At 72.1% G+C, this 21277-nt stretch carries 17 protein-coding genes; 5 read left to right on the top strand and 12 right to left on the bottom strand.

Translation table 11 applies throughout. From position 1 onward, the window contains the following. Window positions 1-3: 3 nt before the first annotated feature. Window positions 4-333, top strand: coding sequence for a ferredoxin (gene fdxA, locus AC07DS_RS22435; protein ID WP_145884101.1), 330 nt, complete (start codon window positions 4-6; stop codon window positions 331-333). Then, window positions 330-1097 carry an enoyl-ACP reductase FabI gene (fabI, locus tag AC07DS_RS22430; protein ID WP_479147789.1) on the top strand — a complete coding sequence of 256 codons (768 nt, stop codon included), beginning with the start codon at window positions 330-332 and terminating at the stop codon, window positions 1095-1097. The genes fdxA and fabI overlap by 4 nt, the downstream gene beginning before the upstream one ends. A 61-nt stretch (window positions 1098-1158) precedes the next feature. Here fabI and serS read toward each other — a convergent pair whose 3' ends face one another. From serS to AC07DS_RS22370, 12 genes are all read right to left on the bottom strand, one after another. Beyond that, window positions 1159-2436 (bottom strand): serine--tRNA ligase, encoded by a 1278-nt coding sequence (gene serS / locus AC07DS_RS22425; RefSeq protein ID WP_479147787.1) that lies wholly within the window; start codon window positions 2434-2436, stop codon window positions 1159-1161. After that, window positions 2429-3910 (bottom strand): APC family permease, encoded by a 1482-nt coding sequence (locus AC07DS_RS22420; protein WP_479147785.1) that lies wholly within the window; start codon window positions 3908-3910, stop codon window positions 2429-2431. Before AC07DS_RS22420 ends, serS begins: the two co-directional genes overlap by 8 nt. Window positions 3911-4084: 174 nt before the next feature. Continuing rightward, a complete protein-coding gene (locus AC07DS_RS22415; RefSeq protein ID WP_479147783.1) occupies window positions 4085-5305 on the bottom strand; it encodes a beta-ketoacyl-[acyl-carrier-protein] synthase family protein in 1221 nt (406 codons plus the stop codon). Beyond that, window positions 5305-5535, bottom strand: coding sequence for a phosphopantetheine-binding protein (locus AC07DS_RS22410; protein ID WP_020942802.1), 231 nt, complete (start codon window positions 5533-5535; stop codon window positions 5305-5307). Before AC07DS_RS22410 ends, AC07DS_RS22415 begins: the two co-directional genes overlap by 1 nt. 67 nt (window positions 5536-5602) lie before the next feature. Beyond that, on the bottom strand, window positions 5603-6610 hold the full coding sequence (locus AC07DS_RS22405; protein ID WP_479147782.1) for a beta-ketoacyl-ACP synthase III: 1008 nt from the start codon (window positions 6608-6610) through the stop codon (window positions 5603-5605). Next, on the bottom strand, window positions 6607-7587 hold the full coding sequence (locus tag AC07DS_RS22400) for a ferritin family protein (RefSeq protein ID WP_145884107.1): 981 nt from the start codon (window positions 7585-7587) through the stop codon (window positions 6607-6609). The genes AC07DS_RS22405 and AC07DS_RS22400 overlap by 4 nt, the downstream gene beginning before the upstream one ends. Next, entirely contained in the window at window positions 7584-8132 is a 549-nt protein-coding gene (locus AC07DS_RS22395; protein WP_479147780.1) for a flavin reductase family protein, read from the bottom strand. Before AC07DS_RS22395 ends, AC07DS_RS22400 begins: the two co-directional genes overlap by 4 nt. Further along, on the bottom strand, window positions 8129-8662 hold the full coding sequence (locus tag AC07DS_RS22390; protein ID WP_145884109.1) for a hypothetical protein: 534 nt from the start codon (window positions 8660-8662) through the stop codon (window positions 8129-8131). The genes AC07DS_RS22395 and AC07DS_RS22390 overlap by 4 nt, the downstream gene beginning before the upstream one ends. Window positions 8663-8680: 18 nt before the next feature. Then, window positions 8681-9166: a type II toxin-antitoxin system RatA family toxin gene (locus tag AC07DS_RS22385; RefSeq protein ID WP_479147778.1), complete on the bottom strand. Its 486-nt coding sequence runs from the start codon at window positions 9164-9166 to the stop codon at window positions 8681-8683. A gap of 2 nt (window positions 9167-9168) precedes the next feature. After that, a complete protein-coding gene (locus AC07DS_RS22380; protein ID WP_479147776.1) occupies window positions 9169-10473 on the bottom strand; it encodes an aspartate aminotransferase family protein in 1305 nt (434 codons plus the stop codon). 129 nt (window positions 10474-10602) lie between these two features. Beyond that, window positions 10603-11745 (bottom strand): acyl-CoA dehydrogenase, encoded by a 1143-nt coding sequence (locus AC07DS_RS22375; protein WP_479147774.1) that lies wholly within the window; start codon window positions 11743-11745, stop codon window positions 10603-10605. A gap of 27 nt (window positions 11746-11772) precedes the next feature. Next, window positions 11773-13404, bottom strand: a complete 1632-nt coding sequence (locus tag AC07DS_RS22370; RefSeq protein WP_145884113.1) for an aldehyde dehydrogenase family protein — start codon at window positions 13402-13404, stop codon at window positions 11773-11775. A gap of 161 nt (window positions 13405-13565) precedes the next feature. Between AC07DS_RS22370 and AC07DS_RS22365 the strand changes: the two genes are divergently transcribed. The 3 genes from AC07DS_RS22365 to AC07DS_RS22355 are packed head-to-tail and all read left to right on the top strand — an operon-like array spanning window position 13566 to window position 21223. Next, window positions 13566-13865: an acyl carrier protein gene (locus AC07DS_RS22365; protein ID WP_145884114.1), complete on the top strand. Its 300-nt coding sequence runs from the start codon at window positions 13566-13568 to the stop codon at window positions 13863-13865. Between the two features lie 11 nt (window positions 13866-13876). After that, window positions 13877-19564: a type I polyketide synthase gene (locus tag AC07DS_RS22360; protein ID WP_479147772.1), complete on the top strand. Its 5688-nt coding sequence runs from the start codon at window positions 13877-13879 to the stop codon at window positions 19562-19564. Window positions 19565-19618: 54 nt separating this feature from the next. Then, on the top strand, window positions 19619-21223 hold the full coding sequence (locus AC07DS_RS22355) for a fatty acid--CoA ligase (protein ID WP_479147770.1): 1605 nt from the start codon (window positions 19619-19621) through the stop codon (window positions 21221-21223). Window positions 21224-21277 lie beyond the last annotated feature (54 nt).

Here is a 21277-nt window from a genome sequence, read left to right as displayed (position 1 = left end):
AGCATGGCCTACGTCATCGGACTGCCCTGCGTCGACGTCAAGGACCGCTCCTGCATCGACGAATGCCCCGTGGACTGCATCTACGAGGGGCAGCGCGCCCTGTACATCCATCCGGACGAATGCGTGGACTGCGGGGCCTGCGAACCGGTGTGCCCGGTCGACGCCATCTACTTCCAGGACGACCTGCCCGCGGAGTGGGGCGACGACCACGCGGCCTCCAACGCCGCCTTCTTCGAGGGCCTCGGCGAGCCCGGCGGCGGCAGCGCCCTCGGCCCCCAGGACCATGACTCCCCGCTGGTCAGCGCCCTGCCGAAGGGGGTGTCGGTGGCATGAGCGGCATCCTCGCCGGCAAGCGGATCCTGGTGACCGGGGTGGTCACGGACGCGTCCATCGCCTTCCACGTGGCCCGGATCGCCCAGGAGGAGGGCGCCGAGGTCCTGCTGACCGGCTTCGGCCGGCTGACCCTCATCGAGCGCTTCGCCTCCCGCCTGCCCAAGCCCGCCCCGGTCATCGAGCTGGACGTCACCGACCAGGGGCACCTGGACACCCTCGCCGACCGCATCGGCGAGCACGTCGACTCCCTCGACGGCGTCGTCCACTCCATCGCCTACGGCCCCCAGGGCGCCTTCTCCTTCCTGGACGGCACCTGGGACGACGTGTCGACGGCCGTGCACGTGTCGGCGTACTCCCTGAAGTCCCTCACCACGGCCTGCCTGCCGCTGCTGGAACGGCGCGGCGGCTCGATCGTGGGCCTCACCTTCGACGCGACGGTCGCCTGGCCGCACTACGACTGGATGGGCGTGGCCAAGGCCGCCCTGGAGTCCACCAGCCGGTACCTGGCCCGCGACCTCGGCCCCCGCGGCGTACGCAGCAACCTCGTCGCGGCCGGCCCGCTGCGCTCCATGGCAGCCAAGTCCATCCCCGGCTTCTCGCAGCTGGCCGACGTCTGGGAGACCGAACGGGCCCCGGCCGGCTGGGACCTCACCGACCCGGACCCGGCCGCCCGCGCGGTCGTGGCCCTGCTGTCGGACTTCTTCCCGCGCACCACGGGCGAGGTCGTCCACGTGGACGGCGGGGTGCACATGATGGGCGCGTGAACCGCGCAAAAAGGGGCGGGAGTTGAGGTTCGAACCTCAACTCCCGCCCCTTTGGCGCGCGTTACTCGGTCTCACCGCCCGGCAGGATGCGCCGGAAGCCGGTGTACGGGACCAGCGCCTCGGGCAGGACCACCGACCCGTCCTCCTGGACGCCCTGCTCCAGCAGCGCGGCGACCGTGCGGCCGATCGGGAGCGCCGAGCCGTTCAGGGTGGCCGCCGGGCTCTTGCGGCCGTCGGCCCGCTTGACCCGGATGTCGGCGCGGCGGGCCTGGAAGGTGCCGCAGTCGGAGACCGAGGAGATCTCCCGGTAGGAGCCGCCGCCCGGCAGCCATACCTCGATGTCGTACGTCATCCGGGCCGAGAAGCCCATGTCGCCCGCGGGCAGCAGAACCGTACGGAAGGAGAGTTCGAGGCGGCGCAGGCACTCCTCGGCCTGGGAGACCATCAGCTCCAGCTGCTCCTGGGCCTCCTCCGGGGCACAGACGCGCACCAGCTCCACCTTCTCGAACTGGTGCAGACGCAGGACGCCCCGGGTGTCACGGCCGTACGCCCCGGCTTCGGCGCGGAAGCAGGGGGTGCGGGCGGTGAACGCGTACGGCAGCGCCCGGGCGTCCAGGAGCTGTCCGGCCACGAGGTTGGTCAGCGGGACCTCGGCGGTCGGGATCAGGAACAGCTCGCGGTCGCCGACCTGGGTGCGGAACAGGTCCTCCTCGAACTTGGGCAGCTGCCCGGTGCCGGTCATCGTGTCGCGGCTGACCAGGAACGGCACCGACTGCTCGGTGTAGCCGTGCTCGCGGGTGTGCAGGTCGAGGAAGAAGTCGCCGAGGGCCCTCTCGAGACGGGCTCCGGCGCCGTGCGAGACGCTGAAGCGGGCGCCGGAGAGCCTGGCCGCCGCGGGGGAGTCGAGGATGCCGAGGGCCTCGCCGATCTCCGCGTGGTGCCGGGCGCCGGCCGAGGGACGCGGGGCCGGACCGCCGCGCCGTATCTCCACGGCCTCCTTCTCCGAGTCGCCGTCCGGGACCGTGTCCAGCGGGAGGTTGGGGATGCCCAGCAGCAGCTCGGTCAGCTCGCCGGCGGCCGTGCGGGCGGCGCCCTCCGCCTGCTGCACCTCGGCGCGCAGCGCCCGGGCGGCCTCCTTCTCCGCCTCCGTGGGCGGGCCGGAGCGGCGGGCCTTGGCGGTGCGGTTCAGGTCGGTGCGCAGCCGGGTCACCTCGGCCTGCGTGGCCGAGCGGGCGTGCAGCGCTGTGCTCAGGGCGTCCAGGTCGAGCGCGTGGCGGCGGCGGGCCAGGCGCCGTACGGCGTCCGGACCGGCCTCGATCAGTTCGTGGGGATCATGCACGGCGGTCTCCTGACAGGGCGGGGGAGGCGGCGGGGGACTGCTCCGGAACGGTGGTCGCGGTGTGCCGGGTGCCGAGGAGGCGGTAGCGGGTCGGGTGGGCGGAGCGCAGGCGCGCCGCGTACAGCAGGCCGCCCAGGGCGACCAGCGGCAGCAGCCAGGGCAGTGCGGCGATGACCTTGGAAGGGGAGCCGGTGAGCATGTCGAAGTTGCCGACCACCAGCCACACCGAGGCCGCGAGGCCGGCGAAGCCCAGCAGCGGGGCGAGCAGCTCCCGCCACCAGTGCCCGCCGCCGCCCCGCAGCCGCAGCCCGAGCACGGACAGCGCGGCCAGCGCCTGCAGGGCGACGATGCCCAGGGTGCCGAGGCCGAGCATGCTGGTGGTCAGGTCGGCGTACGGGTCGAGACCGGCGACGGCGAAGCCGGCCACGACCAGCGTGGTCAGCGCGCTCTGCGCGAGGCTGGCCCGGTGCGGGGAGCGGTGGCGCGGGTGCTCGGCGGCCAGGCCGTGCGGCAGCAGACCGTCCTCGGCGAGCACCTGGGCGTAGCGGTTGGCGGCGCTGTGCAGGGCCAGTGTCGCCGCGAACAGGCTGGTGCAGAGCAGGATCTGGAGCCCGGTGCTGCCCGCCCTGCCGAGGAAGTCGTCGCCGAGGACGAAGAACAGGTCGCCCATCTGCTTGCCCGCGACCTCGCGCACCTTGTCGCTGCCGACCGCGCCGACCGCCAGCCAGCTGGTGAGGGCGTAGAAACCGGCGATCAGGACGACGGCCGCGTAGGTGGCCCGGGGCACGCTGCGCCGCGGGTCCTTCGCCTCCTTGCCGTACAGGGCGGCCGACTCGAAGCCGATGAAGGAGACGAACGCGAACATCAGCGAGACACCGGCGCCGTGCCCGGCCGCCACGTGCGGGGAGAACGAGGCGGCGGGCAGCGCGTGCAGGCCGTGCCGGGCCAGGATCGCCACGTCGAGGGCGGCCAGCACGCCGATCTCGCCGAGCATCAGCAGGGCCAGCACCCGGGCGCTGAGCGCGATCTCCCGGTAGCCGAGCACGGCCGTCAGCACCAGCCCGACGGCCGCGCACCACTCCCAGGACACCGCCATCCCGTGGGCGGCGAACACCAGGTGCGTGAAGTACCCGAGCGCACCCGCCAGCCCGATGGTCGCGCAGTTGTACGACAGCAGAGCCACATACCCGGCGGCGACCGCCGGTGGCCGGCCGAGCCCGTCGGCGACAGAGGCGTAGAACCCGCCCGAGCCTCCGGTACGGCGCGCGCTGACCGCGTACCCGACCGAGAAGCACAGCAGGGTGACCCCGGCGAACAGGAAGGCGGCCGGTACACCGGCCCCGTCACCGAAGGCGAAGGCGAGGGGGACGGTGCCGACCATGGCGGAGAGCGGGGCCGCGGCGGCGACGATCAGAAACAGGATGTGTCCGGTACTGAGCCGGCCGGACCGGGGTGGGGAACCGCTGGTGGACATGGTGAACTCCAGAGCAGGGGAGAGGGACGGAAGGAGAAAAGGGGACAGCCGCCCGCAGTGGTTCTCCGCGGGCGGCTGTGGAAGCGCCCGAAAGGGCGCGGGGCCGTGTCGGTATGCGGCTCCGCCGCGCGGGCGCGACCAGCCGCGATCGGCCCGCACCCGCCGAACGACGAACTAGGCAGGTGCGATGGCGAGCGCAATGTTCTGCCCACCGAACCCCAGCGAATTGCTCAACGCCAGGTCGATCGGCATCTCGGTTGCGGTCTGGGCCAACTTGACCTCGATCCGGGGATCGGGCATGACCAGGTTGGCGGTCGGCGGAATCAACTCGTGCTCCACGCTGAGCACAGCGAACGCGGCCTCGACCGCGCCGGCGGCACCCAGCAGATGACCGGTGACTCCCTTCGTGGAGGTGACCAACGGATCCCCGCGCAGGGTCCGCTGGATCATCCGGGCCTCGGACAGATCGTTGAGCGGCGTCGACGTACCGTGCGCGTTGACGTGCTGGACGTCGTCCGGATCGGCACCCGCGTCGGCGAGAGCCGCCCGCACCGCCGCCTCGATCCCCACACCGTCGGGATGCGGCGACGTCATGTGGTGCGCGTCGGCGGTCGCGCCGTACCCGATGATCCGTCCGTGGATGTGCGCACCGCGGGCGTGGGCGTCCGCGACACGCTCCATCACGAGGATCCCCGCGCCCTCACCGGCGACGAAGCCGTCGCGGTCCACGTCGAACGGGCGCGATGCGGCCGCCGGATCGTCGTGCCGCTTGGAGAGCGCGCCCATCTGCGCGAACCCGGCCATGACCAGGGGGGTGATCATGGCCTCGCTGCCGCCCGCCAGCACGATGTCGCACCGGCCGAGCGCCAGCAGGTCGCGGGCGGTCCCGATGGCGGTCGCGCCCGAGGCGCAGGCGGTGGCCACCACCAGATTGGGTCCGGTCGCCCCGAACTCGATGGCCGTCTGACCGGCCAGCATGTTCGGCAGCTGCATGGGCAGCAGGAGCGGCGACACCCGGGCCGCGCCGTGCTCGCGCAGCACATGGTGCTGGTCCTCGACCGTGCTCGGACCGCCGTCCGCGCAGCCCAGCACGACGCCCACGCGCGCGCCGTCCCAGGTCTGCGGGTCGAGGCCCGCGTCGGCCACCGCCTCATGCGCGGCGACCAGCGCGAACTGGACGAACCTGTCGAGGCGGTGGGCCCGCCGCGCACTCAGCAGTGTCTCGGGGTCGAAGTCCGGCACCCGGCAGGAGATCTGTACAGGGTTGTCCGCCAGCACTGGATCGAGGGCGGCGGCCGGCCTGCCGTCGCAGACCGCCGCCCAGCTCGGCCCGACCCCGATACCGCCCGGGGTGACCAGGCCGAGCCCGGTGACGGCGATGTCCATCCCGGCCATCAGACCTTCGCGCTCCGCTCCTCCATGAGCCGGACCATGTCGCCCACGGTCTCGGCCTCCAGGAGGTCGTCGTCGCTGATGTCCAGGTCGAGCTCGGACTTCAGCAGCAGCGACAGCTCCACCACGGCCAGCGAGTCCAGCTCGATGTCCTCCCGGGTGGCCTCCGGAGTGATTGACTCGGGCGACACCTTGAGCTTGTTGGACAGGATTTCCTTGAGCTGCTCCAGCATGTCGGTTCCTTTCGAAGGTGTACGCGCCCCGCGTACCGCTGAATCGATATGAGTGACTGACGATCGGTCAGATTGTTTGCAGCTCCGGCCAGATGACGGTCGTGGCACCCCAGGACAGACCCCCGCCGAACGCGGTGAGCAGCACCCGGTGGCCCGCGGCGAGCCGGCCCTCGGCGGTGGCCTCGGCGAGCAGCAGCGGAATCGAGGCGGCGCCGGTGTTGCCGACCCGCGCGATGTTGCTCAGCTGCCGCTCGGCGGGGATGCCGAGCCGGTCCGAAACGGCCTCCAGGATCCGGGCGTTGGCCTGGTGCGCCACGAACCGGTCGACGTCGTCGAGCCGCCAGCCGGTCCGCTCGGCCGCCTCCGTGGACGCGGCGGTCATGTGCTCCACCGCGTGCCGGTAGGTGTCCCGGCCGAGCATCTGGAAGTAGTGGTCCTCGGGGGCGGCCGGCCGGCCGGTGGACCGCTGCCGGGAACCGCCCGCCGGGACCTCGATCAGATGGCTCAGCTCGCCGTCGCTGCCGAGCACCAGCGGGCCGATCGCACCGGGTTCACCGGCCGAGCCCGCGCGCAGCACCACCGCTCCCGCACCGTCCGCGAAGATCACCGCGGTGGTGCGGTCCTCGGGGTTGATGATCGTGGTGAAGGCGTCCGCCGCGATCAGCAGCACCCGGTCCGCGATCCCGGCCGTGATGAGCCCCGCCGCCGAGGCCAGGCCGTACAGGAACCCGGAGCAGACGGCCGCCACATCGAAGGCGGGCACCTGCCCGAGCCCCAGCCGCGCGGCCACCTGCGGTGCGGTGGCCGGGCAGGGCTGGTCCGGGGTGGTGGTGGCCAGCACCACCGCCCCCACCTCCTCGTCGCCCGCGGACTTCAGCGCCCTCAGACCGGCCTCCACCGCCAGATCGCCGGTGGAGGTGCCGGGGGAGATGAAGTTCCGCTCGGCGATCCCGGTCCGGGACCGGATCCAGGCGTCGGAGGTGTCGAGGCGGGCGGCCAGGTCGTCGTTGGTCACCACGTTGGGCGGGACGTACGCCCCGATTCCGGTGACGACCGCGGCCCGCCCGGTGCTCATGCGCCGGCCTCCGAGGCGAGGACGCCGACAGGCAGGCCCATGTAGTCCATGCGGACCTCGGCCATCTCGTCGGTCCACTGCTCGGCCATGTCGTAGCGCTGTTCGGCGGTGGTGTCGAGCAGCCGGACGCCCGGCCAGATCTCGTAGTCCCCGATCTTGTCGGCGTGCTGGAACATGCCTTCCTGGAACAGTTCCTCGCGGTGGATGACGAACTCCCGGTCCGGGATCTCGTCCCACAGCTTCACGCCCGCGCGCAGGATCTCCAGCAGCCGCGGCTTGTACTCCGGGTGCTCGATCACGTGGTCGCGCAGGATGGTGCTGGCCACGGTGAGGTGGCGGATCTCGTCGATCGCGGTGCCGCGCGAGATCTCGCCGGTCGCCGGGGACAGCGGGGTCCACTTGCGCTCGCTCAGCTCGGCCGCCGGGGCCAGGACGCCCTCGATGATGATGGCGAACACGGCGACCCCGCCGGGGAAGTCGGCCTGGTCGCGGACGATGTCCAGGGTGAAGTCCACCACCGGGTCCAGGACCCGCTTGCGGTAGTCCCGGGCCATCTCGTCGATGTCCTTGAGCAGGGTGGTCGCCGGGATGCCCAGCTCCACCAGGTGCTGGCGGAAGACCCGGGCGTGCCGTGCCTCGTCGATCAGCTGGGTGGCGTAGAACTCCATCTGCGGGATGCCTGGCGCGACGGAGACGTAGTGACCGAGCAGCCGGGTGGCCAGCTCCTCCGCCAGGGCCCGGAAGCCGAACTCCAGGACCAGCGCCTCACGTAACGGGCCGGGCGCCTTGAGGAAGTCAGGGGTGATCGCGTTCTCGTGGTGGCCGGTCACCCCGCGGTCGCGCAGCGTGCCCTGGGCCACCGAGGTGATCCAGTAGGCGAGGTCGCACTCCTCGGGTCCGAGGGTGAGTTCCTTCGCTCCGTCCAGCAGACCGGGTGCCTTTTCCCAGTCGGCCTCGGGTGCTACGGGTGCGGTCATGATGCGGCGGCCTCCTTAGCCGGACGCAGGGAGCCGGCGAACAGCCCGCCGGCGTAACTGAACAGAGGGAGCCGCCCGTTGTCGGCGGTGGCGCGCACGACGTACCCGAGCAGCAGCTCGCTGTCGCCCGCCTCGTGGGCGGAGTGGAACCGGCAGACGTAGTGGGCGAGCGCGCCCGCGATCAGCGGGGCGTGCGCGTACCGGTCCGTCGTCCAGGCCAGGCCCGCGAAGGCCTCGTCGCCGTCCGGCCGGCCGCTGTCGGCGAACCGCCGGGCCACGTCGGCCTGGTCGCCGCCGAGCACGTTGATCGCGAACCGGCCCTCGGCGGCGGCCAGCCGGGCGAAGGACGAGCCCGCCCGCAGTGCCACACCGACCAGCAGGGGGGAGCGCGAGACCAGGGTGACCGTGCTCGCGGTGGTGCCGTGCATCCGGTCCTCGGGCCCGGTGGTCAGCACCGACACCGGGGACGCCAGGTGGTACAGGGCCCGGCGGCGCTCGGCCGGGTCCTGCCGCACCGTCCGCCGTAGGCCGGTCGCGGTGGTCATCGCACGGCCTCCGTCTCCCGTACGACCGTCCGCGCCGGGACGTGCCCGACCGGCACCGGGTCCATGGCGTGCCCGACCGGCTTGGGGTGGGGCAGGCCCAGGTCGTCCAGCAGTCGCAGATAGCCCTCCTGGCGCACCGGCTCGAAGGGCAGCGCGAAGGACTTCATGAAGTTGCCGAACAGACCGCGGTCGCCGAACAGATGGAACGGCAGCACCAGCAGCGCCCACTCGGGCTTCACCAGCCAGCACCACAGCGCGGCCACCGCGCCCTGCGTGATGAGGCTGTGCATGACGTTGTAGAGGACGTAGTACGCCTTGTGGATCGGCCGGCCGCCGCTCTTCTTGAATGCGATGGCGCCGGGGATGTAGCCGATCAGGTCGATGTAGAGGAACAGCCCGAGCGCCGGCAGCCAGCGGATGTCGCCGAAGTGGTAGACGATCAGGCCGGTGGTGACGGCGAGGCCCACCAGGTACTCGGCACGGTGCAGCGAGTACGTGCGTGGTGTCTCGAAGGGGTTCGCCTGGTCCATGGTCAGCTCCTCGGCGTTCTACTGGGCGCCGACCGCGGCGGGCTCGGTGAGCTGGATGCCGCCCTGGATCCGCACGGCCGGGTACAGCCCGGTCAGCGCCCAGGCGACGGTCTCCTTGATGACCCGCTCGGCGATCGGGTCGAGGATGCCCTCCAGGCTCGGGATGCCGAAGTCGAAGTCGGCGTCGAAGCGGACGGCGACGTCGGCGCCGTTCTGCTGCATCGACCAGGTACCCGAGAAGGAGTCGAAGTCGCCGTCGGACTGCTCGAAGCGGATCTCCCCGCTCTCCGGCAGCACGGTGTCGTCCTCGGTCCAGCGCAGCAGGCCGCTGCGGAAGTGCAGCTCCCAGCTGGAGGAGGCCTTCGGGTCGGGGTAGGAGGCATGCACCGTGGTCGCGTTGACGTGGGGCGCGAGGTCCGGGTACTTCTCCCAGCGCCGTACGGCGTGCAGGACCGTTTCGGCCTGCTCCGCGGGTATCAGGGCATCGAGTTCGACGTGCCGCACGATCAGTTACCGCCTTCCGGCATCTTGGCCGCGCCCCGGATGAGGTCGCGGGTGGCCAGGTCGAAGGAGTTGACGAGGTAGTCCACGTCGGTGTCGCCCAGCACGGCGGGCGGCGTGAACCGCACCACCGAGCTGCCGTTCATGGAGTGGTTGGCGACCACGCCGTGGTTGAACAGCTCGATCAGCAGCTCGCCGGCCAGACCGGCCTCCACGAGCTCCACGCCGATGAGCAGACCCCGGCCGCGCACGTCCACCACCAGCTCGGGGATGTTGCGGTGGGCGACCTCGGCGATCCGCGGCAGCAGCCGGGCACCGAGGTCCATGGCCCGGGTGACCAGGCGCTCCTCCTTGACGGCCCGGATCGCGCCCTGCACCGCGGCCATCAGCACCGGCTGCCCGGAGAAGGTGGCCGTGTGGACGTAGGGGTCCTTGTCGAAGGGGCGGAACGCCTTGCGGGTGGCGACGGCCGCCGACACCGGCATCACGCCGCCGCCGAGCGCCTTGCCGGTGAGCAGGACGTCCGGGACGACGCCCTCGATGTCGGCGCCCCACCACTCGCCGAGCCGTCCGAAGCCGGACTGCACCTCGTCGAGGATGAGGAAGCCCTCGTACTCGCGGACCAGCTCCTCGACCCGCTTGAGGTAGCCCTTCGGCGGGAGGATGACCCCGCCCTCGCCCTGCACCGGCTCCAGGATCACGCAGACCTCGCCCGGGTGCGCGCGCAGTTCCGCCTCCAGGCCGTCGGCGTCGCCGAACGGCAGGTGCTGGAAGTCGGGCACGAGCGGGCGGAACGGCGCCTGGTAGACGTCCTTCGCGGTCGCCGACAGGGCGCCCAGCGTCTTGCCGTGGTAGCCGCCGCGCATTGAGATGGTGCGCTTGAAGCCGTTCGCGCGGGCCAGCTTCAGACCGGTCTCCACCGCCTCCGCGCCGGACAGCGCGAAGTGCACGCGGTCGAGTCCGGGCGGCAGCACCGAGACCAGGGCCTCGGCGGCGCGGGCCACCGTCGGCTCCAGCAGGATGCGGGTCGCCGTGGGGTGGGTGCGCAGCTGGCGCTCCACCTCCTCCATGACGATCGGGTGCCGGGCGCCCATGATGAACACGCCGTACCCGCCCGCGTTCAGGAAGCGCTCACCGTCGCTGGTGGTGAGCCAGGCGCCCTCCGACGCCACCTCCATGTGACTGCCGAACAACTCGGCGAGCGTGGCCCGGCCCTTGCTGAGGTGGGCCCGGTACAGGTTGAGAATCTCCGCCTCGTCGACGACGGCCGATGCCGCCGGCGCTCCGGGCGATTCCTGAATGACGGTCACGTGTCGCTCACTCCAAAGGGTGGGTGTGTCATGACGCCGGTGGGGTGCAGTGCCCCAAAGGGGCGCGGGGAACTGCGCGACCAGCCACGACAGACCCGCAGTCGCCCACTCGGCTCTGCCGACCGAGCTCTACGCCAGAACCAGCGGCCCCCCGCCGAAATAGGCGAGCAGCGGCTCCGCGGCGGCGATGCGAGACGGCGGATGAAAGGCCAGCGCCCGAGTAGCGGCAGCGGCCTGCGCACTGGCGGGGCTGCTGATGAAGTCCAGCCCGCCGAGCAGCTCCAGCGCACGGGCCACGATGTCCGGCAGCGCGTTCTGCACCGCGTACCGGGCGACCAGCACGCGGGCCACCGACTCCTCGTCGCCGGGCTCCGCGCCGGTGCCCCGGGCCACGCCCTCCAGCAGGGCCAGGGCCGCCTCCATGTCGACGGCGAGCGCGGCCCGCTCCTCCGAGCTGCCCCGCTGCCGCTCCAGCACCTGCTCCACCAGCGCGGCGGCGGAGCCCGCGTACCCGGCGGAGATCAGCATCTCGAACCAGACGAATCCGGCCGACTGCAGGTCGTCGAGTCGGGTGGGGTCGTCGGCGCCGGCCCGGACGACCATCTCGGCCGGGACGAACACGTCCTCCAGGCGCACCTCGTCGCTCTCCGCGCCGGCCAGCAGGTCATTGCCCCAGAACGGGTGCACGGACATGCCGGGCGCGTCCGACGGCACCAGCGCGAGCGCCAGCTCCGGCTCGCCGCCCTCTTCGCCGTGGATGGCGATGGATGCGGTGAGCAGGCTCATCGAATGGGAGAGACTGCACGGCTTCTTCGAGCCGGACAGCAGGAACCCGCCCTCGACCGGACGCGCGGTCACGGCTGGCTTCAGGATGTTCTGCGCGGTGCGGCCCTCGGCCCAGCCGGAGGCCAGCACCTGCTGGTCCGGCACGATCCGGCGCAGCAGCTCGGTCTGCGCGGTGGTGAGCCGGCCCGACTTGACCGCCAGCGAGTACAGCATGGCGGCGGTGAAGTGGTGCATGGACACGGCCGCGACCAGCGACGGGGAGAGCGCGCCGAGGGCGAGCTGGACCCGCAGCGCCTCGAGCGGGGCGGCGCCGTGGCCGCCGTAGGCCTCGGGTATCAGCAGACCCACCCCGCCGTGGATTCGGAACAGGTCGATCACCGGGCTGCCGGGCCGCTCCCGCTCGGCATACGGGATCTGCTCCAGCTCCTTGAGCAGTCCGGGGTGGAACCGCTCGCAGACGGTCCGGGCAGCATCGAGGGAACGCACGGGAAACCTCCGCAGGACTGGGTGTGGTCAGGCGCCGAAGACCGCGTCGTACGGGCTCACGTCGCGGGCGATGCTGACTCCCTGGATGTGGGAGGTCTTGAGCATCGGGTAGTTGGCCTCGCCGAAGGCGCCGCCGGTGCGGCCGGTGCCGCCGTGGCTCGGCAGGTACGGCAGGAAGCCGATGTGGGAGTCGTTGACCTTGAGCAGGCCGCCGTTGACCACGCGGCGCACGAAGGTCTCGATGACGTGGTCCGAGCGCGACCACAGGGAGTTGCGCAGCCCGTAGTCGTTGCTGTTGACGAACTGCAGGAACGCCTCCAGCAGGGCGTCGTCGTTGTCGCGTTCGGCGACCACGATCGGGATCAGCGGGAAGAACGTCTCCTCACGGACCACGTCGTAGGTCCGGGCCCGGTCCAGACCGTCCACCCGCACCACCGTCGGCTGCAGGAAGACACCCGTCTCGGACACCGTGCCGTCGACCTCGGTGCGGTTGCCGCCGGTGACCAGCTCGGCGCCGTTGTCCATCGCCTGCCGCAGCAGCCGGAAGAAGCGCTCGCTGCGCCGCACCGGCGACAGCAGCACGTCCTCCTCCTCGGGCAGGCCCGGCCTGATGCCCTTGACCTGCTCCTTGACCTCCGCGATCAGCGCCTCGGCGATCTCGGGGTGGACCAGCACGTAGTTGGGCACCATGCAGATCTGCCCGGAGCCGTAGAACGACTCGGTGATGGCCTCGGCGGCCCACTTCACGTCGGCGTCCTTCCACACCACGATGCCGTCGTTGCCGGCGAGTTCGAGGATCGGCTTCTTGCCGTGCGCCACGCACTGCTGCTCGAAGCGCAGTCCCTCCTGGCTGCCGCCGATGTAGAAGATGTCATTGATCAGCGGGTCGGCGATCCAGCGGTCCATCGTCTGCTTCGGGTTGGAGCACACCGCGTTGAGCACACCCGCCGGTGCGTCGATCTCCTCCAGCAGCGGGGCGACGATGTCGCGCAGCAGCCACATGGTGGACAGCGCGATGCTGCGGGGCGCCCGCACCACCACGGCGTTGCCGGCCATGAGGGCCAGCACGCACAGGGCGGTGCTCGGCAGCGGGGCGTTCTGCGGCGGGTTGAAGGCGACCACGCCGTCCGGCTGGCGGTGCAGGATCAGCTTGCGGCCGTTGTACTCCTTCTCGACCCGCATCTGCTTCAGGTACCAGCGCAGGGAGCCCGGGGCGTAGATCTGCAGCAGGCAGCTCAGTTCCCAGCGGGCGAGCTTCACGGGGTGGGACTCGGCGACCAGCATGCGCAGGAACTCGTCCTGGTGCTTGATCAGTTCCTCGCGGAAGCGGGTGCCCAGCTGCATCCGCCGCTCCAGCGGTACGGCCGCCCAGTCGGGGGCGGCCGCGGCGGCCGCCTGGGTGGCCAGATCGATGGCGGAGTCGTCCGCGATCGCGCAGCGCCCGACGACATAGGGGTGCTTGGCCGCGTCGGATTCGGGGTCCTGTTCGAGCGAGCGCTTCAGGGTCACGCTGGTGAACACGTCTTCCAGCAGGGAGCGCCCGCTGACGGTGTATACCCACCCGTCCCCGGCGACGTCCTTGCCCGCGATGTAGAGGTCGTAACTCTTCAATCCGGAAGGTGCCTCAGCACTCTCCTCCTGCGCGGCTTCGCGAAGCATCTTCAGCCTTTCGGATATGGCGTGTGGATTTCTTGAAGCAATGCGAGCCTGACAGCGGAATCTGACCCCGCGCTGACACGTGACTGACCGCGCCGATCAAGCCACGGGAGCGCTCTCGGGGCTGTCAGCGGGGTGTCAGCCGGCCTTGCTTGCATGACGGCATGCCACCTGTCGACAGCACGATCCAGCGGTTGCGGGACCTGCCGCGCAGTGAACTCGCCGAAGAAATCGAGTCAATCGTCCTGGTGAAATTCAAGGCAGTGCTTCTCATGGACGATTCCGAGGATCTCCCCCTCGACGTCAGCTATTTCGATCTCGGCCTCACCTCGCTGCGGCTGACCGAGATACGGCAGAGCCTGGAGCAGCTCCTGGACCTGTCGATCAACGTCAACGTGCTCTTCAACGAGCCGACGATCGCCCATCTCGTGGACCACCTGACCCAGGCCATCCAGGAAGCTTGAGGAGTAGCTCCATGCCGCGTAAGGAATCAGAGCAGGCGCCCGAGCCGGTCGCGATCGTCGGAATCGGTCTGCGGTTCCCCGGCGGCAGCGGCTCGCCCGGCGAGTTCGACGCCTTCCTGCGGGAGGGCCGCAGCGGGATCGGCCCGATCCCCCGGGACCGCTGGGACGTCGACGCGTTCACGCCCGAGGGCCCGGACGACAAGGGCAAGATCCGCGCCTCGGCCGGCGGGTTCCTGGACCGCATCGACCTGTTCGACGCCGGCTTCTTCAACATCTCCCCGAAGGAAGCCCGGTACATGGACCCCCAGCAGCGGCTGCTGCTGGAGACCGCCTGGCAGGCCCTGGAGCACGCGGGCATCGACCCGGCGCCGCTGCGCCGCGGCAACGGCGGCGTGTACATCGGCGCCAGCTCCATCGACTACGCACTCGAACTGGACTCGCTGCCCTACGAGGAGCTGGACGGCCATCTGGCGTCCGGCATCACCATGTTCCCGCTGTCCGGCCGCCTCTCCTACTTCCTCGGCTGGCGCGGCCCGAGCATGAGCGTCGACACCGCCTGCTCCTCCTCGCTGGTCGCGCTGCACCTCGCGGTGCAGGCACTGCGCGCCGGCGAGGCCGACATCGCGCTGTGCGGCGGCGTCAACGCCCTGCACCACCCGCGCATCCCGGTGATGTTCTCCAACGCGCAGATGCTCTCCCCGGACGGGCAGTGCAAGACCTTCGACGAGGCCGCCGACGGCTACGCCCGCGCCGAGGGCTGCGGCATCGTCGTCATCAAGCGGCTCGCCGACGCCGAGCGCGACGGCGACCGGATCCTCGCCCTGGTGCGCGGCACCGCCGTCGGCCAGGACGGCGACAGCGCCGGTCTCACCGTGCCCAACGGCCCCGCCCAGGAGAAGGTGATCCGCAGCGCGCTGGCCGCCGCCCACCTCGCACCCGAGGACATCCAGTACGTCGAGGCGCACGGCACCGGCACCCCGCTCGGCGACCCCATCGAGTTCGGCGCCATCGGCGACGTGTTCGTCGACTCCCACACCAAGGACCGGCCGGTGCTGGTCGGTTCGGTGAAGACCAACTTCGGTCACATGGAGCCCGCCTCCGGCATCGTCGGCGTCATCAAGACCGTCCTCCAGCTGCGCGCGGGCACGATCTACCCGCACATCAACCTCAACACCCCCTCCGGGCGCATCCCCTGGGACCTCTACCCGGTCCGGGTCCCGACGGCCTGCGAGCCCTGGGAGGCCGAGGTCCGGCGCGCGGTCGTCAACAGCTTCGGCTTCGCCGGGACCATCGGCGCGGTCGTGCTCGAGCAGGCCCCCGAGCCGGCCCGGCAGCCCTCCGAGGGCGGGGCCGCACCGGTGTTCACCCTGTCCGCGAAGAACGCCGGCGCGCTGCGTGAACTCGCTGCCGAATACCGCAGGTTGGTGGACGAGCAGCCCCTGGCGGCACTCTGCCACAGCGCCAACACCACCCGCACCCACCACCCCTTCCGCATCGCCGCGCCCGTCGCCGACAGCGCCGCGCTCGCCCGGCTCCTGGACCGGGCCGCCGAGGCCGAGCACGAGGGGCCCTCCGGCATCCGCAAGACCGCGTTCATGTTCACCGGCCAGGGCTCCCAGTACGCCGGCATGGGCGCCGCCCTCTACGCGGCCCTGCCCGTCTTCCGCGCCCAGGTCGACGCGTGCGACCGGCTGTTCGCCGAACACCTCGGCCGCTCGGTGCGCGAGCTGCTGCTCGGCACCGCACCCGATCCCGAGGCGATCGACCGCACCGAGTACACCCAGCCCGCCCTGTTCACCCTGGAGTACGCCCTCGCCCAGCAGTGGATGGCCTGGGGCGTGCGCCCGAACGTGCTCATCGGGCACAGCATCGGCGAGGTCGTCGCCGCCGCCGTGGCCGGCCTGTTCAGCCTGGCGGACGCGGTCACCCTGGTCGCCGCCCGGGCCCGGCTGATGCAGGCCGTGCGCACCGAGGGCGGCATGGCCGCCGTCGCCGCCCCCGTCGAGGAGGTCGCCCCCCTGCTGGAGGGTCGCGCCGACCTGGCACTGGCCGGGGTCAACGCCCCCGACCAGACGGTGATCTCCGGGGCCACCGCCGCGCTGGACGAGGTGGTGGGAATCCTGGAGGACAGGGGCGTCCGCGTCGACCGCCTCAAGGTCTCGCACGCCTTCCACTCCCCGCTGATGGCCGAGGTCTACGACGACTTCCGCGCGGCCCTCGACGGCATCACCTTCCACGAGCCGAAGATCAGCATCATCTCGAACGTCACCGGACGCCTCGCCCGGCTCCGCGAGATCGGCGACCCCGACTACTGGGTGCGGCACATCGGCGAACCGGTCCGCTTCCTCGACGGCATCCGGGCCGTCGCCAAGCGCGGCCGGCACGCCCTGATCGAGGTCGGCCCGCAGGCCGGGCTCACCGCGCTCGCCCGGCGCGGGGTCACTGTCGAGGACCACCTGTGGCTGGCCAGCCTGCGCCGCCGCGACACCACCACCTCGACCACCCTCACCGCACTCGCCGACTACTACGCGGCAGGCCTCGGGGTCTCCTGGACCGACTACCACGCCGGTCACCCCGTGCCCGCCCGCGTGGACCTGCCGACGTACGCCTTCCAGCGCAAGCGCTACTGGCTGCCCACCGCCACACCCCGCAGGGCGGCCGCGAACGGCACCGCCCGGCACCTGCTGCTCGGCGTCGAGGAGCGGTTCGCCAGCGGAGTCCGGGAGTTCAACGCGGAGTTCACCACCGAGGAACTCGGCGCGCTCGCCGACCTCGCCGACGGCGGCCGTACCGTCCTGCCCGCCGGCGCCTACGTCGACCTGCTGCTCGCCGTGCAGGACGCGGTCCAGGGCCACGCCCGCTCCGCCGTCCGGGACCTCAGGCTGCTCGCCCCGCTGGAGCTGCCCGCCGAGACGGTGACCGCGCTGACCACCCGCTGGCGGCCGCGCCCGGGCGGCGGCGCCGAGGTCGAGGTGTTCACGGTCGTCGGCGGCGAGGAGAACCTGCACGCCACCGCCGTGGTCGCCGCCGAACGCGAACCCCTGGTCCCCGTCTCGGAGCTGGCCGAGCTGGACGCCACGCTGGCCCCGGCCGGACAGCAGATCGACGACGAGGACATCTACACCGACCTCGCCTCCGTCGGCCGCCCGCAGGGACCCCGGATGCGGCTGCTGCTGCGCGCCGCCCGGCACGGCGACGGCCTGGTCACCGGCGAGCTGACCGGCCGCGACGCCAGCGCCGTCGAGCACGTCCCGGCAGAACTGCTGGAGGCCGCGGTGCAGGCCCTGGTCGTACTCGACCCCGAGGGCCCGGTGTTCGTACCGCGCGAGATCGCCTCCGTGCGGCACTTCCGCAAGCCGCGCGGCGAGAACCTGCGCGTCCTCGCCCGGGTCCGCGGCGAGCAGGACCGGCGCCTGGCCGACGTGCTGCTGCTGGAGAACGGTGATCCGGTCGCCGAACTGCTCGGTGTCCGCATGGCCCGGCCCGAGGGCCGCGGTGGCCGCCGTCAGTTCCTGCACCGCCCCGACTGGGTGCGCCGGGCGCTGCCGGCCAAGGAGCACGCACCCGCCCGGCACGTCGTCCTGCTCGACCCGTCCTCGGTCCGGGCGGCCGAACTCGCCGCCGAGCCCGGTCTGAAGGTCACCTGGCTGCCCGACCTCACCGACCTCAAGGCCGCCCTGGAGGACCCCACCGTCACCGACGTCTGCCGGATCTGGCGGCAGCGCCCGGCGCCGATGTCCGACGGCCGGCTGCGCGTGGAGTGCGAGGACAACTACCGCGAACTCCTGACGCTCATCGGCGCGTTGGACGCCTCCGGTGCCACGCGGCCGCCCCGGCTGTGGCTGGTCACCGAGGGCGCCCAGTGGCTGCCCGGTGACCCGGCCGGCGACGGCGGGCACCTCGGCGCCGCCACCCTGTGGGGCTTCGGGCGGGTGCTGCTGACCGAGTACCCGCAGTACCGGACGACCCTGGTGGACCTCGCCCCGGGCAGCGGCCTCACCCCGCTCGCGGACGAGTGGCGCAGCGAGCCGCCCGGCGAGTACCAGGTCGCCCACCGTCCCGGCCGCCGCTATGTGCGCCGGCTGCTCGCCGGTGACTCGACCCTCACCTGGACCGGAGGCTTCGAACTGCGCGCCCCCGACTCCGGCGACCTGTCCGACCTGGCGCCGGCCTCGGTCACCGAGCGGGCGCCCGGGGCCGAGGAGGTCCAGGTCCGCGTGCACGCCGTCGGCCTGACCGCCGAGGACGCCCGCACCGCCCTGGACACCGGACGCGCCGAACGCGCCGAGGAGGAGGCCGGCGTGGAGGAACCGCCGCCGCTGCTCGGCCAGTTGGCCCGTGGCACGGTCCTCGCCGCCGCCGACGGCACCGGCTTCGCGGCCGGCGACGAGGTCCTCGTCCGGCACGACGGCACCTTCCGCTCCACGCTCACCGTGCCCGCGGTGGCCGTCGTCCACGCCACCGGCTCCGACGACACCGCGCCCCGCTTCCGGCTGGACGAGACCGGCGAGGCCCTGCGCACCGCCCTGTCCGACCCCGCCGGACGCACCTGGGTCACGCTCCCCGAGGACCCGGGCGAGGAGCAGAGCGACCCCGTCGACGAGGGCCCGGCCGGGCTCCGCGCCGACCGCACCTACCTGGTCACCGGTGGTCTCGGCGGCCTCGGCCTGGTCACCGCGCGCAAGCTGGTCGCGCTCGGTGCCGGGCACCTGACCCTGGTCAGCCGCAGCGGCCGGGCCACCGAGGAGGCCTCACCGGTCCTCGCGGACCTGGCCGCCGACGCCGAGATCGACGTCGTACGCGCCGACATCTCCCGCTCGGAGGACGTCCAGCGCCTGGTGCGGCACCTCGCGGCGGGCCCGTACCCGCTCGGCGGGATCGTGCACGCGGCCGGCTCCTACGACAAGAAGCTGATCTCCGAGCTGACCTGGGAGTCGATCGACGCCCAGCTCGCGGCGAAGGCGTACGGCGGCTGGCTGCTGCACGAGGCGGCCGAGGAGTCCTTCCCCGAGCTGGAGTTCTTCGTCACCTACTCCTCCATCGCCTCCGTCCTCGGCGGCGCGACCCAGGGCCACTACGCCGCCGCCAGCGCCGGGCTCGACGCACTCGCCGAGTGGCGCAGCCGCCGCGGGGTGCCCGGGCTCTCGGTCAACTGGGGCGCCTGGGCCCGGGTCGGCATGTCGGCCCGCCTGGAGGAGCACCTCAGCCAGGAGATCGAGCGCAGCGGCGTCCGCTTCTTCTCCCCGACCCGGGCCCTGGACACCCTGGCCCGGCTGTGGGGACGGCCGCGCACTCAGCGGATCGTCGGCGAGTTCGACTGGGACCGCTATGTGGCGGGCAGCGTCACGGGCGACCTGTTCTACGACCGGCTCGCCCGGCAGGCCCCCGAGGACGACGGCACCGGCCTCGACCTCACGGCACTGGCCGCGCTCCCCGGAGCCGAACGCCTGGCCGCCGTCACCGGCGTGGTCCGAGAGAAGGTCGGCGCCGTCCTGCACCTCGAGGAGGGCGACGAGCTGGACGTGTCCACCGAGTTCGTGTCGCTGGGCCTGGACTCCCTGATGGCCCAGCAGGTCAAGGCCGCACTGGAGCAGACGTTCCGACTGCCCCTGCCGGCCTCCCTCACCCAGGACCACCCCACGGTCCGTGCGCTGGCCCAGTTCGTCGACGGTCAGCTCGGTCCGGTACCGGCAGCGTGACAGAGCTGGGGGGCGTCCTCGACAGGGGACGCCCCCCAGGGACGGGAACCCACCATGACTGACATACCGAGGGAGCGCTGGACGCTCCACCACTCCTCCCGGGCCCACGCCGGAAGCCGCCCGGACCACCCGGCGATCATCTGCGAGGGCCGCGTCACCACCTACGAGAAGCTCCACCGCGACAGCAACCGTGCCGCGCACGCCCTGCACACCAGCGGGGTCAGGCGCGGTGACCGGGTCGCCTACCTGGGCCGCGAGTCGGCCAACTACTACCTGGTGATGATCGCCTGTGCCAAGGCCGGCGCGGTCCTGGTGCCGGTCAACTGGCGGCTCACCCCGCACGAGGTCGACCACATCCTGCGTGACTCCGGCGCCGCCCTGATCTTCGTCGACGACGAGTTCTGGGACACCGTCGCCACCGTCCGCCACCAACTGCGCGGGCTGCGCAGGGTGATCCGGGTCGACGGCACCGACGCCGACGGCGAACCCGCCCGCGGCGCGGGCCTGCTCGCCTGGGCCGCCGATCAGCCCGACACCGACCTCGCGCCCGGCACCGGCCCGGACGACGCGGTCATCCAGATCTACACCAGCGGCACCACCGGCCTGCCCAAGGGCGCGGTCCTCGCCCACCGCAGCTTCTTCACGCTGCCGCACGCGAGCCGCGAGCGGGGCGTCGACTGGATCGACTGGCTGCCCGAGGACGTCGCCCTGATCTCCCTGCCGGGCTTCGGCGTGGCCGGCATCGGCTGGTTCCTGCACACGTTCAACGCCGGCGGCACCAACGTGATCATGCCGCAGTTCGACCCGCAGCAGGCGGTACGCCTCATCCGCAGCCACGGGGTCACCACCACCTTCGCGGCCCCGGCCATGCTCCAGGCGATGGCGGCCGAACGCGGCGCGGGCCCCGAGGCGTTCGCCTCCCTGCGCAAGATCGCCTACGGCGCCGCCCCCATGTCCGAGACGCTGCTCAAGCAGTGCCTGGAGACCTACCGCTGCGAGTTCGCGCAGATCTACGCCAGCACCGAGACCGGCAGCGTCGCGGTCTGTCTCCCGCCCGAGGCGCACCACCCCGGCAGCACGGTCCTCACCTCGGTCGGCAGGCCCTGCCCCGGCAACGAGGTCAAGGTGATCGGCCCCGACGGCGAGACCCTGCCCGCCGGCGCCATCGGCCAGATCTGCGTCCGCGCACCCTCCCGGATGCTCGGCTACTGGAACCTGCCCGAGGCCACCGCCCGCACCCTGGTGGGGGAGTGGCTGCACATGGGCGACGCCGGCTACCTCGACGAGGACGGCTATGTCCACCTGTGCGACCGCATCAACGACACGATCATCGTCGCCGGGCAGAACATCTACCCGGCCGAGGTCGAGAAGGCGCTCGCCGCGCACCCGGCCGTCGCCGACACGGCCGTCGTCGGCCTCCCCGACGACCGCTGGGGCGAGAGCGTGCACGCGGTGGTGGTCCTCCGGCCCGGCGCGACCGCCACACCCCGGGAACTCCTGCTGTCGCTGCGGGGCCGCATCGCCGACTACAAGATCCCGGGCACGTACCACTTCGCCGAGTCCCTCCCGCGCAACCCGTCGGGCAAGATCCTGCGCCGCGCGGTGAGGGAGCAACTGGCGGCGCCGACCAGGGACGCACTGAAGGCAACGGTCGTCTGACGACACCGACAGCCGAGAAAGGAAAACGACGCATGCCTTCCAACTCCGGGGAGA

It is taken from the genome of Streptomyces sp. NPDC044064 (assembly GCF_056434245.1).
Note: the sequence above shows the minus strand (reverse complement) of the source record. Positions and strands in the feature narration are given on the sequence as shown.

What these genes read in the sequence shown, in the direction of transcription:
- AC07DS_RS22415 (WP_479147783.1), bottom strand. Translation starts at nt 5,305, where the DNA reads ATGGCCGGGATGGACATCGCCGTCACCGGGCTCGGCCTGGTCACCCCG.
- AC07DS_RS22390 (WP_145884109.1), bottom strand. Translation starts at nt 8,662, where the DNA reads ATGGACCAGGCGAACCCCTTCGAGACACCACGCACGTACTCGCTGCAC.
- AC07DS_RS22400 (WP_145884107.1), bottom strand. Translation starts at nt 7,587, where the DNA reads ATGACCGCACCCGTAGCACCCGAGGCCGACTGGGAAAAGGCACCCGGT.
- AC07DS_RS22420 (WP_479147785.1), bottom strand. Translation starts at nt 3,910, where the DNA reads ATGTCCACCAGCGGTTCCCCACCCCGGTCCGGCCGGCTCAGTACCGGA.
- AC07DS_RS22395 (WP_479147780.1), bottom strand. Translation starts at nt 8,132, where the DNA reads ATGACCACCGCGACCGGCCTACGGCGGACGGTGCGGCAGGACCCGGCC.
- AC07DS_RS22365 (WP_145884114.1), top strand. Translation starts at nt 13,566, where the DNA reads ATGCCACCTGTCGACAGCACGATCCAGCGGTTGCGGGACCTGCCGCGC.
- AC07DS_RS22410 (WP_020942802.1), bottom strand. Translation starts at nt 5,535, where the DNA reads ATGCTGGAGCAGCTCAAGGAAATCCTGTCCAACAAGCTCAAGGTGTCG.
- AC07DS_RS22370 (WP_145884113.1), bottom strand. Translation starts at nt 13,404, where the DNA reads ATGCTTCGCGAAGCCGCGCAGGAGGAGAGTGCTGAGGCACCTTCCGGA.
- fdxA (WP_145884101.1), top strand. Translation starts at nt 4, where the DNA reads ATGGCCTACGTCATCGGACTGCCCTGCGTCGACGTCAAGGACCGCTCC.
- AC07DS_RS22405 (WP_479147782.1), bottom strand. Translation starts at nt 6,610, where the DNA reads ATGAGCACCGGGCGGGCCGCGGTCGTCACCGGAATCGGGGCGTACGTC.
- fabI (WP_479147789.1), top strand. Translation starts at nt 330, where the DNA reads ATGAGCGGCATCCTCGCCGGCAAGCGGATCCTGGTGACCGGGGTGGTC.
- AC07DS_RS22355 (WP_479147770.1), top strand. Translation starts at nt 19,619, where the DNA reads ATGACTGACATACCGAGGGAGCGCTGGACGCTCCACCACTCCTCCCGG.
- AC07DS_RS22360 (WP_479147772.1), top strand. Translation starts at nt 13,877, where the DNA reads ATGCCGCGTAAGGAATCAGAGCAGGCGCCCGAGCCGGTCGCGATCGTC.